Annotated in this window: 11 protein-coding genes; 5 read left to right on the forward strand and 6 right to left on the reverse strand. The window is 63.1% G+C overall.

What is annotated here, in order from left to right; all coding sequences use genetic code 11:
* The first annotated feature begins 180 nt into the window (after positions 1-180).
* The gene (locus CKO42_RS02145) at positions 181-387 is read left to right on the forward strand and encodes a hypothetical protein (RefSeq protein ID WP_200237841.1); all 207 of its coding nucleotides are present in this window, start codon (positions 181-183) and stop codon (positions 385-387) included.
* Here the strand turns inward: CKO42_RS02145 and CKO42_RS02150 are convergent.
* The 3 genes from CKO42_RS02150 to CKO42_RS02160 form a co-directional block, all read right to left on the reverse strand.
* Positions 364-1,206 (reverse strand): Uma2 family endonuclease, encoded by an 843-nt coding sequence (locus tag CKO42_RS02150; protein WP_200237846.1) that lies wholly within the window; start codon positions 1,204-1,206, stop codon positions 364-366. The genes CKO42_RS02145 and CKO42_RS02150 overlap by 24 nt on opposite strands.
* Positions 1,207-1,495: 289 nt before the next feature.
* Positions 1,496-2,020 carry a GNAT family N-acetyltransferase gene (locus CKO42_RS02155; RefSeq protein ID WP_200237850.1) on the reverse strand — a complete coding sequence of 175 codons (525 nt, stop codon included), beginning with the start codon at positions 2,018-2,020 and terminating at the stop codon, positions 1,496-1,498.
* Positions 2,017-2,301, reverse strand: a complete 285-nt coding sequence (locus tag CKO42_RS02160; protein WP_200237853.1) for a type II toxin-antitoxin system TacA family antitoxin — start codon at positions 2,299-2,301, stop codon at positions 2,017-2,019. The genes CKO42_RS02155 and CKO42_RS02160 overlap by 4 nt, the downstream gene beginning before the upstream one ends.
* Positions 2,302-2,533: 232 nt before the next feature.
* Between CKO42_RS02160 and CKO42_RS02165 the strand changes: the two genes are divergently transcribed.
* Positions 2,534-3,526, forward strand: a complete 993-nt coding sequence (locus tag CKO42_RS02165) for a hypothetical protein (RefSeq protein WP_200237858.1) — start codon at positions 2,534-2,536, stop codon at positions 3,524-3,526.
* A 58-nt stretch (positions 3,527-3,584) separates the two neighbouring features.
* On the opposite strand, the gene CKO42_RS02170 is transcribed toward CKO42_RS02165, so the two are convergent.
* Positions 3,585-4,460: a TauD/TfdA family dioxygenase gene (locus CKO42_RS02170; protein ID WP_200237881.1), complete on the reverse strand. Its 876-nt coding sequence runs from the start codon at positions 4,458-4,460 to the stop codon at positions 3,585-3,587.
* A gap of 462 nt (positions 4,461-4,922) precedes the next feature.
* On the opposite strand from CKO42_RS02170, the gene CKO42_RS02175 reads away from it, so the two are divergent.
* The 3 genes from CKO42_RS02175 (at position 4,923) to CKO42_RS02185 (ending at position 8,364) form a co-directional block, all read left to right on the forward strand.
* A complete protein-coding gene (locus CKO42_RS02175) occupies positions 4,923-5,564 on the forward strand; it encodes a DUF2490 domain-containing protein (protein ID WP_200237886.1) in 642 nt (213 codons plus the stop codon).
* A gap of 123 nt (positions 5,565-5,687) precedes the next feature.
* Entirely contained in the window at positions 5,688-6,890 is a 1,203-nt protein-coding gene (locus CKO42_RS02180; protein ID WP_200237889.1) for a peptidase C39 family protein, read from the forward strand.
* On the forward strand, positions 6,883-8,364 hold the full coding sequence (locus tag CKO42_RS02185; RefSeq protein WP_200237893.1) for a RimK family protein: 1,482 nt from the start codon (positions 6,883-6,885) through the stop codon (positions 8,362-8,364). The genes CKO42_RS02180 and CKO42_RS02185 overlap by 8 nt, the downstream gene beginning before the upstream one ends.
* Before the next feature lie 55 nt (positions 8,365-8,419).
* Here the strand turns inward: CKO42_RS02185 and CKO42_RS02190 are convergent, their stop codons facing one another.
* Together CKO42_RS02190 and uvrA are read right to left on the reverse strand one after the other, a co-directional pair.
* Positions 8,420-9,883 (reverse strand): glycosyltransferase, encoded by a 1,464-nt coding sequence (locus tag CKO42_RS02190; RefSeq protein ID WP_200237896.1) that lies wholly within the window; start codon positions 9,881-9,883, stop codon positions 8,420-8,422.
* A gap of 182 nt (positions 9,884-10,065) precedes the next feature.
* Positions 10,066-12,903: an excinuclease ABC subunit UvrA gene (gene uvrA / locus CKO42_RS02195; protein ID WP_200239084.1), complete on the reverse strand. Its 2,838-nt coding sequence runs from the start codon at positions 12,901-12,903 to the stop codon at positions 10,066-10,068.
* Positions 12,904-13,003: the final 100 nt, after the last annotated feature.

The following is a 13,003-nucleotide window of genomic DNA, read 5'->3' on the forward strand; positions in this document are numbered from 1 at the left end:
TAAGTGACGAGGCTACCTCTAGGTTCGCTTGCGCTGCGGCCTGCGGTTTTGCACCCACGAAACTCACGACCCTTGGTTACCCAAACGCCGCTCCGGGGCACTACAGTGGTGTACGAGCAACTCCATCGGCGGGACTTCAACCCGCAAGTTAATCAGCCTGTTACGGCATACGGTCAGGTCTTGCAATCACTCGAAGAGCTCAACAGCCACTACGTCACCTACCGCAAGCTGGCCTCCATTCGCGCGCTGCGCCAGTCACCGGCCGCTGATCAAGACCCTGATACGCCGATCATCGAGCCGCGCAGCGCTTACCCACTGCTGCCAGCGGCAGACTTTCGCAGCGACGCCATCGCGATCCAAAGCCTATTCGCCGCGAAGTCTCGCTAGCTCCGCAAGCAGCGCCGCTTTCTCGGCGCGCTCCCGTTCGGCAAGTCGCTCGGCCATGTCGGCTCGCTGTTCGGCCTGCGCGCGCGCCTGCCGATCCCGCTGCCAGCTCGGCAGCACAAAGGGCGCGTAGACCGGATCCTCGATCATCGCCTCTAGACTCGGCTGACGGGTGAGATCCGCCAGGCGAAAGCGAAATCCTGGCACCACCGCGGAGCGCAGGATGCCATCCTGACAGGGGATGGGCTCATACAGACCCGAGGCATTGCGGCGGTAGAACAAGAGCCACCGCGGATCATGATGGATGATGTAGTACTCAGGCACCCCGGCGGCTTGGTATTCCGCGTGCTTTTGCTCGGTGTCGCGGGCGATCTCCGACGGCTTGCTATCCGAGAGCGCCTCGACGCACAGATCGAAGATGCCCTGGTAGGAGCGATCGAGATCCTCAAGCGGTTGGGCATTGCTGTCGAGCACCAGACCGAGATCCGGCTTGCGGATGGTGACTTTGTTCGGCAGGTTCAGGCGAAAGCCGAATTCCAGGCAGGTGAGACGGGCGTTGCGGTGGGTCTCGAGATAGCACTCCAGCAACCGAAGCAGCCAGCGATAGCGTTGCAAGGTCAGGGTATCCGACACCGGCTTGACCTCCAAGAGGCCATTGTTCCATTCGTAGCCGTTCTCGTGCTCGTAGTAATAGGCCCAGTAGTCTTCCTCGCTCACCGCGGTGCCTTCCGGTGGGTCGATGGGGGGATCGCGATCGGAGCGGCCATTCCAGGGCGCGCCCTGAGGCGGCGGATGGTGCAAGGTGAACGCGGGCGAGGACATAAGCGGACTCCCGTGGATCTGAGCCTGTGAGAAAGTCTAGCCACCTCCGCGACGGGCAACAAGGCCAGCCGATTCGGGCTGATGTGGTTTTTCGGTCGCCGGCTCGATGCGAGACCGGGCATCTATCGGCTCCAGGCCGGCACCCGCGAGGTGCGCCCCTAGAATTTTTCGAACGCCTTAAGGCTACCGGTGTCTCGGAGCAGCAGGCGCTCGCGATGGCTGAGGCACAGAAAGAGGCGTTCAGTGATGCCTTGTCGAGTCCTGTGCCATCAAGTCCGATGAGTTCTGCTCAAGGTCTCGCCTTGTCGGTGCCTGGCCGCGCCGCATAGCGCTTTGCATCTTTGAGCAGCAGTAGCAGCTGTTGCTCGCTTCCTGGTGTGGGCTCGAAACCAAACCGTCGATAAAACGCATCGGCGTTTGCGTCAATCGGGTGAGTCAGCAATGCCCGAATGCCGGCCTGCTCGGATAGGACGAGTGTTCGGCGGATCGCATCTTGCAGCAGACTGAATCCCAACCCTTGCCCTTGGTGGTGGAGATCGACCGCCAGCCTTGCCAAAATGACCAACGGGATCGGGTAATGGCCCATCCCGCGCCGAACCCGTTCAGGGACATCGCCTGTATCGATCTGCCCAACGGTGAGGCTGAAGTATCCGACGACCCGATCCCCATCGCAGCTCACAAAGGTTCTTGCCGAACCGCTACCTTGTGCTTGACGCGCGTGCTTCAGCAGCCAGGTTGTGAGCGTTGGCTTGCCGCAGTCAAAGTCCTCGACGCGATGTTGAGCGGCGAGCGGCTGCGGTGCGGATAAGCTCATGCGTCAGCCCACACCGGACGACGAGAGAACAGGTCGTCTAGGCCTGGGTTATCGGATTCAGGCCGATCCAGCATCTCTAGGAGCGCTTGGTAGTGATGGCCGGACACCATGAAGAGGCGTTGATCGAGCAAGGTTTGCTCAGCGGCTTGGTAGGCCGCATCAAGGATGAAATCCGTGAGCGATTTGTGAGCGATCTCGGCGGCGCGACGCAGCACCGTTTCTTGGTCAGGGGTCGCGCGTAGCCCAAGACGGGATGTGCGAGCAGTCACTGTTGCAGACATGAGAGACCCTCTGTTTGCCATTGATGAGGTGAATGTTAGTACAAGTGACGCAAGCTGTAAAAAAGGTCCGCGTCGAGTTGGTCTGCCAATCGGCAGCCTCGCTGGCAGAGATGGAAAAGGGCCGGGCTCAACAATTCCATGCCCCCTCCATGTCCCCCGCGCCTGCCTGATCGCCGGTGAAAGCCTTCGCCTGCGCTCGATACGTTGCCTGCCAATCGGCTAGACTGCCACGATGAGTCGCGATCATCGTATCCCCTGGCACGCTCTGCTCGGCCAAGCCCTGGCCGATGCGCTCAACGGGCTACCCTACAACGTCAGCACCGAAGAGGAACTGGCCCTGCGCAGCCAGCGCCTCGACGTGCTCATCATCGAGCAGCGCCCAGCGCCGCAAGACATTCAGCGCGTTCGCTCCCCGGAGCAGCGCCCCGACGGGCTCGAAGATCTTGTCGCGCACAACCTGCTCAGCTTCAAGGCCAGCGGCGCCGTCTTCGACGCCTGGGCGCTCGAAGAGCTCAGCAGCCACTACGTCACCTACCGCAAGCTCGCCTCCATCCGCGCGCTGCGCCCGTTGCCGGCCGCTGATCAAGACCCTGGCACGCCCGTCGTCGAGCCGCGCACGGCCTATCCGCTGCTGCCGGCGGCAGACTTTCGCAGCTACGCCATCGCGACCCACTTTCCACGCAAGCTGATCAAACAACTGCCCGCTGGTAGTTGTCAAAGGAGTCAAACACCTGGCATATATCGGCTACGGGCCGGCACGCGCGACGTCCGCCTCGTCGTCATCAACCAGTTCCGCCGGCTCCCGCATAATGCCCCCTGGGGACTATTCTCCAGTGATGAGCGGCACCGACGCGCGGCACTTGAACAGTACCACCCGCGGAGCGAGATCGGTGTTCACCTGCACAATCTACTCGCGCACTACAAGTTCGGAGAGGGCAACATGGCGCACACCACAGAAGACATGAAACGCGAAGCCCGTGAGTGGCTCGTCAAGCATTATCTTGATCAGCTCGATCCCGAGGATCGGCTCAAGGGGCTCGATCCCGAGGATCGGCTCAAGGGGCTTGATCCCGAGGATCGGCTCAAGGGGCTCGATCCCGAGGATCGGCTCAAGGGGCTCGATCCCGAGGATCGGCTCAAGGGGCTCGATCCCGAGGATCGGCTCAAGGGGCTTGATCCAGCCTTCATCGAAGCCTGGCTAGCTAAGCAGCGCAAGGATCATTAAAGAGCCATCTTGACGCCGGAAAAGTGATGCAGATGCGTCAAATGGATTACACCAAGGCTCAGGTGCCCTGAATGCGATCGTAGTAGCGCGCCCGATAGAGCAGTCTTGGTGTGTCCCCATCGCTGAAGCCGGTGCGGGTGTGCAGCACATTGTTGCTGATCAGTCCCCAGCCGGATTCCAGACGGCCCTGTAGATGCCAGTCCGTGTCGCGCTCGAGTGTCGCTTTCAGGTAGGCCACGGCCTCACGGGTCAGCGGATCATCGCGCCAGCTGATATTGCGCGCTCGATGGGTGTAGCGCATGTGCAACTGGCCGTCGGCGCGGATCGAGAACACCGGCCCGGTTCGATCAGGGCGCACCTGCTCGCCGTCGACATAGCTCGCCGGAATGGTCATGCAGTCGCGGTGCATCAGCGCGCGGATGTACTCGGGTGATTGATCGCGCACCAGGATGTAGACGATCTCGTGATCGAGCAGGTCGTTGGCGCCGCCCTGCTCGGCGGGGTGGACGCAGTGCAGCAGCAGGCTGTCGATGCGCTGCTCGGGCGCGTTGTAGTAGCCGTCGGTATGCCAGGCGATGGGGCGGTTGGAGTAGGGGATGTAGTCGCGATGCCGGGCGTCGGTCTGCACCGTGAGTGAGGTGATGGCGTCATCGTCGGCGCCGCGGTTGTGGTCGAGCCGCTGCAGCCCGAACGCTGCACCGAGTCGGGTGGGAATCGCCTTGTCGGGATCATCGCCGGTCTTGCCGATATAGATGGCCATATTGGCGCGCTGGCAGCGCTCGAGGATGGCTGCCTGCTCGGCTGGCTTGAGTTGGCGCGGGTCGTTGATCTCGACCACGATTTCCTCAAGCCGGGTCGGTGTTTCGGCGAGCTTACGCTCGCGCCAGCGCTGATAGGCGCTCTCGGCAGCGAGATCGAATGGCGATGGGGGCATGGGTGATCCTTCGGGTCAGCGAGGCGGTGACGCCCATTCTCTCACGGTCAGCAGGGTTTTGGCTGAGGTTGCCTGGGGTGTAGCCTCGACATGGTGTCGCGTGATGTTGTGACTTGGCAAGAAGAGTCTCGCGCAGAGATGCAGAGGCGCAAAGGAAGAAAGCACTTGCTCGATGTTCCCAGTGCGCTTCTCTTGTCCTTCTCTTCTTCTCAGCGGCTTTGCGTCTCTGCGCGAGATATCTTTTCTCGTGTCGTCTACGCGACATGGCACCATCTGATTGACATTATGCGGAGGACGCACCCGTTGCCTGGCTAGATGCTGAGCTGGCCCGGGTATAGACTCGACTTGTCAATCCTCACGAACCCTCTTGGCTAAGTCCAGTTGCGAATGCTCGAACCCAATCCGACGCTACGGCCCCGACCCTTTGTCCGACAACTCGACATCATTGGGATGCGACGATTGTTGGCCGAAGTCGTTGTCAGCTTGGCGCTGCTGCCAGTGGCGGCGCCGCTGATGGCTGAGCAGGATGCCGGTGCCAGCTACAACCTGCTCTTGAAGGCCTCGCTGAGCGATGACTGGTTCCTCATCTCGCGCTCGAACCTGGCCTCGCGAAACAATTTTGAGGACAATTTTCTCGCCTTTACGGGTCTCGGGATCGGCTACCAGCTGAACCCAAGCTTCAGCCTGCGTCTCGGTTATCGGCGTGCCTGGTTTCGCTTCACCGACGACTGGCAGCCGGAGAATCGCGGCTATCTCGAGGGCTATTTCGCCGAGCGCCTCGGTGGTTTTCGCGTGACCAATCGCGCCCGAGTCGAGGTGCGACGCTTCGATTGGCGCAGCGATGATGTTCGGCTGCGCAACGAGATCACCCTGGAGGCGCCTTGGGAGCTGACGCCGCTGCGGCTGACGCCCTACCTGGAAGAGGAACTCTTCTACAGCACGCGAAATGAGTGGATCGAGGCCAACTGGCTCGGCGGAGGTCTCGCCTGGCGTCCAGCAAAAGGCGTCAAGCTCAAGCTGGGGTATCGTTGGAACCGGTTCCGATCGGGCGACGACTGGTCCAACCGCAATATCTTGGTCACCGGCATCAATGTCTTCTTTTAAATCAGATCAGCCTTATGCTGACTCAGGATAGCCTGGGTGTTGGATGTCTGTGGATGTCTGTGGATGTCCGTATTGATGTCCGCATTTAAGCCTTGGATTTAGCATGATAAAGCTGGAAAAGCGATGCGCATTCGATCAGCCGCGGTAGCGGATATCGACGCATTGCTTGAGTTGGAGCTGGCGAGCTTCGCAAGCGATCGGCTCAGCCGCCGGCAGTTTCGCTATATGCTCACGCGGGCTCATGCGCAGACGCTGGTCGCCGAGGATGACCAGCGTCTGCTCGGCTATGTGCTCGTGTTGTTCAGCCGCGCGACCTCGGTGGCGCGGCTGTACTCGATCGCCGTTGCCGAGCAAGCGCGCGGCCAGGGTGTGGGCCGAGCGCTGGTGGTCGCTGCCGAGCAGGCCGCCTGGGCTGAGGAGCGCGCCTTCATGCGGTTGGAGATCCGGCGTGATAATACGGCCTCGCAGGCGTTGTTTGAGGTTGCCGGCTATCGCCGTTTCGGGGTGCTTTCGGACTACTATGCCGACCACGAGGAGGCACTGCGCTACGAGAAGCGGCTCTCGCCGGATCGCAAGCCGCTGCTCAAGCGCGTGCCGTTCTATGCGCAGACCCTCGACTTCACCTGCGGGCCCTCGTCGCTGATGATGGCGATGCAGGCGCTGCGGCCGGAGATTGAGCTGACGCGGACCCTTGAGCTGCGCATCTGGCGCGAGTCGACCACCATCTTCATGACCTCCGGGCATGGTGGCTGCGGGCCGCTCGGCTTGGCATTGGCGGCAGAGCGACGCGGGTTTTCGGTCGAGGTCTTCGTCAATGATCCCGGCGTGCCGCTGATCGACTCGGTGCGCAGCCCGGAGAAGAAGGAGGTGATGCGTTTGGTGCATGAGGATATGTGCGCTGAGAGCGAGCGTCGCGGTATCCCCGTGCAGCAGGGCACACTCGGCATTGAAGACCTGCAGGCGCGCTGGGATCGTGGCGTGGTGCCGCTGGTCCTGATCAGCTCGTACCGTATCTATCGGGAGAAATTCCCGCACTGGGTCGTGGTGACGGGGTTCGATGCCCACTTCGTCTATTGCCACGACCCCTATGTTGATCTGGACAACGGAGAGACGACACTGGACTCGATCGATATGCCCATTCGCCGCGAGGACTTTAGCCGCATGGCCCGTTATGGCCGTGTCGGGCTGCAAGCGGTGGTGTTGATCTCGGCATCGCAGGATCAGCCACAAGCGAATGATCCGGCTCTGGGCGGGCCGCGGGCTCATGGCTCGGTGGGCGAGCAGGAAGCCCGGATCTCGGCACAGGACAACAACGCCCATGGCTGAGCATCTGTTGCTAGTCGAGCAACCGGACGACTGGAAGGCCGGTTTTCCCCGCTTGCCCGTGGTGAGCGCGCGCGAGTACCTGAGCGGTGGCGAGCTCGCCGCCAAGCGCGGTCTGCGGGTGATCAATCTCTGCCGTAGCTATCGCTACCTCTCGGTGGGCTATTACTGCTCGCTGCTGGCCGAGGCGCGCGGGCAGAAGGTGATCCCCGATGTGCGCACCATCCAGGAGCTGTCCAGCCGTTCGCTCTATAGCCTCTCGACCGAAGAACTCGACGGGCTGGTGCAGCGTCTGCTCGGCCGGCGCAAGACCTCGGCGCTGGCGCCGACCGCTTACGAGCTGACCCTCTGTTTCGGTCAATGCGACGTCAAGGAGTTGCAGCCGCTGGCGCGCGAGATCTTCGAGGTCTTTCGTTGCCCGATCCTGCGCGTCGAGTTCAAGCGCAACGGCACTTGGCGGATCGGCGCCATCAAGGCCCTGCCACTGGCGGCGGTGCCGACCGAAGGCGAGGCGGCGTTGTTTACCGCGCTGGAAGGCTATCTGTCCCGGCGCTGGCGGCAGCCGCGCGCGCGACTGTCTTATCGCTACGATCTCGCGGTACTGCATGATCCAAATGAAGATCTGCCGCCATCGGACGGTAAGGCGCTGCAGCTGCTGATCAAGGCCGGCAAGGCGCTCGGGGTCAATGTCGAGTTGATCCAGCGTAAGGATTACAGCCGACTCGCCGAGTACGACGCGCTCTTCATTCGCGAGACCACGCGTGTCGGTCATCACACCTTCCGCTTTGCTAAGAAGGCCGATCGGGAAGGGATGGTGGTGATCGACGACCCGGACTCGATCCTGCGCTGCACCAACAAGGTCTATCTCGCCGAACTGCTCGCCGCGCATCGCGTGCCGCGGCCGAAGACGCTGGTGCTGCGCCGTGAAACGCTGCTCGAGGCCGAGCAGCAGATCGGCTATCCGGTGGTGCTGAAGATCCCTGAAGGCTCGTTCTCGCGTGGTGTCTTTCGAGCCGAGACGCGCGCTGAGCTGACCCGAATCGCGACCAAGCTGTTCAAGCAATCGGACCTGATCTTGGCGCAGGAATATCTCTACACGCCGTTCGATTGGCGCATCGGTGTGCTCGGACGCCAGCCGTTCTATGCCTGCAAGTATCTGATGAGCCGCGGGCACTGGCAGATCGTCAAGCATGAGCAAGACGGTCGCCACGAGCAGGGTGGGTACGAAACCTTAGCACTGGAGGCGGTGCCGGCGGCGGTGTTGAAGACCGCGCTCAAGGCCGCCGACCTGATTGGCGATGGACTCTACGGGGTCGATCTCAAGGAGACGCCTGCGGGGCCGGTGGTGATCGAGGTCAACGACAACCCAAGTCTGGATGCCGATGTCGAGGACAAGGTGCTTGGCGATCAGCTCTACGCGCGGCTGATTGGCGAGTTCGTCACCCGTCTTGATCGGCGTCGCGGCCAGCGCCCGTAGCAGAGGCACCGGCCTCGCAGAGGCGCCTGATTTCCGGTGCCTGTGCTAGCGCTGCCTAGCTCGAGCGTTGACTGGTTAGGATTGGCAAGCTGCTCTGCAACTGCGGAAGCGCGACGGCAAGCAGGCCCAGCGCGGTGGTTGCGAGAAAGGGTGCGTTCCAGGCCTGCTCCAACAGGAACAAGCCGAGGATGCTGAGGCCAGCGAGGGTTTGCGCAACCGGTAGCGCGGCTGCAGAGCGCGGGGCGCGATTCTGCGTTTGACCACGCGCGCCTGGCTTGTCGGATCGGATGAAGGCCGAAGGCCGCCCGGCGAGTCCTTCCAGTGCCGCCCGACTGTTCGAGATCAGCAGCCCGCCGAGCAGGATCATTGCCCCAAACGTCTCGATGACAGTGCGTGCCCAGGAGCTGCCGGCAAGTCGTCGCCCGAGTCCGAGGAAGAGGCTCGCTCCGAGCAGACCGCTTAGTCCGATGACCGAGACCAGCGCCGCCAACATCCCATGCGGTGGACTTTCCAGGATGACGCCAGGCAGCGACAGCAGGAGACTCAGCGCAGCGAGCGGGAAGAACAGCCCCTGGGCGATCTGCAGCAGCACGGCGAGTCGCGATAACCTTGGCCAGGGCGCGGCCAGCAAGCGCGGACCGAGCTTGCGGAGCACTTGTGCATGGCCTTTGGTCCAGCGGAACTGCTGCTGTTGCCAGGCGCGCGCCGAGGTGAGCAGCTCGCCGGTCACCGGTAGATCATCGAGGAACACGCCGCGATAACCGACGAGCTGAGCGCGCATGCTGAGATCGAGATCCTCGCTCAGCGTGTCGCCCTGCCAGCCGCCGGCCGCGGCGATGGTCGACAGGCGCCAAACGCCGCAGGTGCCGTTGAAGGCGATCGGCAGCCCATTGCGATAGCGCGCTGCTTGCTCGACCCGGAAATGCGCATCGAGCAGTGCGGCCTGAGCCCGAGTCAGCCAGCTCGAATGCGGGTTGCGGTGTGCCCATCGGGCCTGGACGAAGCCGACACTGGGGTCATGCAGCAACGGCGGAAGCGCTCGCTGCAAGAAGTCCGGCGACGGGGTAAAGTCGACGTCAAAGATCACTGCCATCTCGGCTTGCGTGTGGCTGAGTCCCGCGGCGAGCGCACCCGCCTTGAATCCAGCGCGATCGACGCGGTGGATGACGTCGATCTGCAATCCCGTTTGCTCCGCGATCTGCTGTGCATGTAATCGGTTGTTGGCTGCCGAGCCATCATCGCTGTCGTCGAGCAGCTGCACAGAGAGCTTATCGATGGGGTAGTCGAGGCGCGCGATGGCCTCGAGGCAGGGCCGCACCAGCAGCCCCTCATTGAAGACCGGGAGCTGCACGACAACGCTGGGCCAGTCGGCTGTGGGCGACGCCGATGAGCGACGGTCCGGGTTGTCGGTGACGATCGGTGATCGTAAGCGCAGCAGCACGAGCGCACCGAGGTTGATCCCGAGTAGGGCCATCAGGCCGATGGGCAGCAGGGATAGGGCCTGCGCGGACGAGCTCAACCAAAGATCGATGGGAACAGCTGACATGAGCGGGTTGCTTCCTTGGGGGTTGGAAAAAGCGCGCCTGGATAGCGTTTATATCGTCGCTGACAGGTCGATAGTATCGCTTGAATGCGGGCTGCTTGGGTGATCTGATCTCTTCGCCTCGGCACACATCTGGTGCCGGTTAATGGATTCCACCCTTACCACCCGCGGGCCAGCAACGGCTTCAAGAACTGCCCGGTATATGAACTCTCGCAAGCAGCGATCTGCTCTGGGGTGCCGCTGGCGATGACCTGCCCACCCTTGTCGCCGCCCTCCGGGCCGAGGTCGATGATCCAGTCGGCGGTCTTGATCACATCCAGGTTGTGCTCGATGACGACGACCGTGTTGCCGGCATCGCGCAGCCAGTGCAGCACCTGGAGCAGGTGCTTGACGTCCTCGAAGTGCAGCCCGGTGGTGGGCTCGTCGAGGATGTAGAGGGTGCGCCCGGTGCCGCGCTTCGACAGCTCGCGGCTGAGCTTTACACGCTGCGCCTCGCCGCCGGAGAGGGTGGTCGCGGCCTGGCCCAGACGCAGGTAGCCGAGGCCGACGTCTTCGAGCGTCTTGAGCTTGCGACGGATCACCTGGACCGGGCCGAAGAAGGCGAGGGCGTCTTCAACCGTGAGGTTGAGCACCTCGTCGATGGTCTTGCCCTTGTAGCGGACCTCGAGCGTCTCGCGGTTGTAGCGCCGGCCGCTGCAGACGTCGCATTGAACGTAGACATCGGGTAGAAAATGCATCTCGACCCGGATCAGCCCGTCGCCCTTGCAGGCCTCGCAGCGCCCGCCCTTGACGTTGAAGCTGAAGCGGCCGGGGCCGTAGCCGCGTGAGCGCGCCTCGGGCACATTGGCGAAGAGGTCGCGGATGAGGTTGAACAGGCCGGTATAGGTGGCCGGGTTGGAGCGCGGGGTGCGGCCGATCGCGGACTGGTCGATATCGACCACCTTGTCGAACTGCTCCAGGCCCTCGATGCCAGCATGCGGCGCGGGTCGCAATGAGGCGTTGTTGAGCAGGCGTGCGGCGAGCGGATAGAGGGTGTCGTTGATCAGCGTCGACTTGCCGGAGCCGGAGACGCCGGTGACGACACAGAAGGTGCCGACCGGGATCTCGGCATCGATGCCGCGCAGGTTGTTGCCACTGGCACCGCGGATGATGAGCGGCTGATCGGTGCGTCCAGGGCGGCGCTCGCTGGGGATCTCGATGCGCCGCACCCCGCTGAGATACTGACCGGTTAATGAGGCCGGCTCGGCGGCGATCGCCTCGGCCGTCCCTTGCGCGACGATCTCGCCGCCATGGGCACCCGCGCCGGGGCCGAGGTCGAGCACATGATCGGCGCTGCGGATGGCATCCTCGTCGTGTTCGACCACGATGACGGTGTTGCCGAGATCGCGCAGTCGACTCAACGTGCCGAGCAGGCGGGCGTTGTCGCGCTGGTGCAGGCCGATCGAGGGCTCGTCGAGGATGTACATGACGCCGACCAGCCCGGCGCCGATCTGACTGGCGAGCCGAATGCGCTGCGCCTCGCCGCCGGAGAGGGTCTCGGCACTGCGTGCGAGGGTCAGATAGTCGAGTCCGACATCGACCAGAAAGCGCAGCCGTTGGGCGATCTCCTTGGTGATCTTAGCGCCGATCTCGCCGCGTGCGCCGGGCAGCTCGAGCGCCTCGAACCAGCGCAGGCTTTCGCCGACCGGCAGGCTGGAGAGGGCCGGCAGGTTGCGGCCGTCGATCAGCACCTGTCGAGCCGCCTCGTTGAGCCGACCACCGGCGCAGCTCGGGCAGGGGCGCGCCGAGATGACCTTGGCCAGTTCCTCGCGCACCGTGGCCGAGTCGGTCTCGCGATAGCGGCGCTCCATGTTCGGGATGATGCCCTCGAAGCTGCGTAGCTTACCGCTGCCGCGCTCATGGGGCAGTTTGAGTTTGAGCTTCTCCTTGCCGCTGCCGAACAGGGTGGTTTGCTGTGCCTGTTCGCTCAGATCACACCAGGCTGCTTCGATGTCGAAGCCAACATGCTCGGCGACGCTAGCGAGCATCTGGAAATAATAGCCATTGCGCCGATCCCAGCCGCGGATGGCGCCCGCTGCCAGGCTCAGCTCCGGGTGCAGGATGACCTTGGCCGGATCGAAGAACTGCTCGACGCCGAGGCCATCGCAGGTCGGGCAGGCACCGGCCGGGTTGTTGAACGAGAACAACCGCGGCTCGAGTTCGGCAATGCTCCAGCCGCAGAGCGGGCAGGCGTAATTGGCCGAAAAGGTCAGCGGGGGACGCTCATTGCCGTCCTCGTCTGGGTCCATCCAGGCGACTCGCAGGATACCCTTGGAGAGGGCGAGGGCGGTCTCGATCGATTCGGCCAGCCGCAGCTGCAGATCGTCACGCACCCGGAATCGGTCGACGACGACCTCGACGCTGTGCTTGCGCTTTGCGTCCAGCGTTGGCGGGCTGTCCAATTCACACAGCTGGCCATCGACGCGAGCGCGGACGAAGCCTTGGGCATTCAATTCGGCGAACAGCGACTGCTGATCGCCCTTGCGCTCGGCGACCACCGGGGCCAAGAGCATCAGCCGCTCACCCTCAGGTAGCGCCAGGGTCTGGTCGACCATTTGGCTGACCGTCTGCGCCGCCAGCGGCTCAGCATGGGTCGGGCAGTGCGGGATGCCCACGCGCGCAAAAAGCAGGCGCAGATAGTCGTGGATCTCGGTAATGGTGCCGACGGTCGAGCGCGGGTTGTGCGAGGTGGTCTTCTGCTCGATCGAGATCGCCGGTGACAAGCCCTCGATATGATCGACATCGGGCTTGTCCATCATCGACAGGAACTGCCGCGCATAGGCCGACAGCGACTCGACATAGCGGCGCTGGCCCTCGGCGTAGATGGTGTCGAAGGCGAGCGACGACTTCCCCGAGCCCGACAGGCCGGTGATCACCACCAGCCGATTGCGTGGCAGGTTGACATCGATGTTCTTGAGGTTATGGGTGCGTGCACCGCGGATGCGGATCTGCTCGATCGAAGGATTGTCCGGCATTAGAAGGGTCCGTCCCGAGTGGTTTTGAATTTCTATATGATCTAGCATCGGCAAGGCTGTCGCACGGTCGGCTGTTCTGCGT

The sequence above is a fragment of the Lamprobacter modestohalophilus genome (genome assembly GCF_016583905.1).
Lineage (GTDB): Bacteria > Pseudomonadota > Gammaproteobacteria > Chromatiales > Chromatiaceae > Lamprobacter > Lamprobacter modestohalophilus.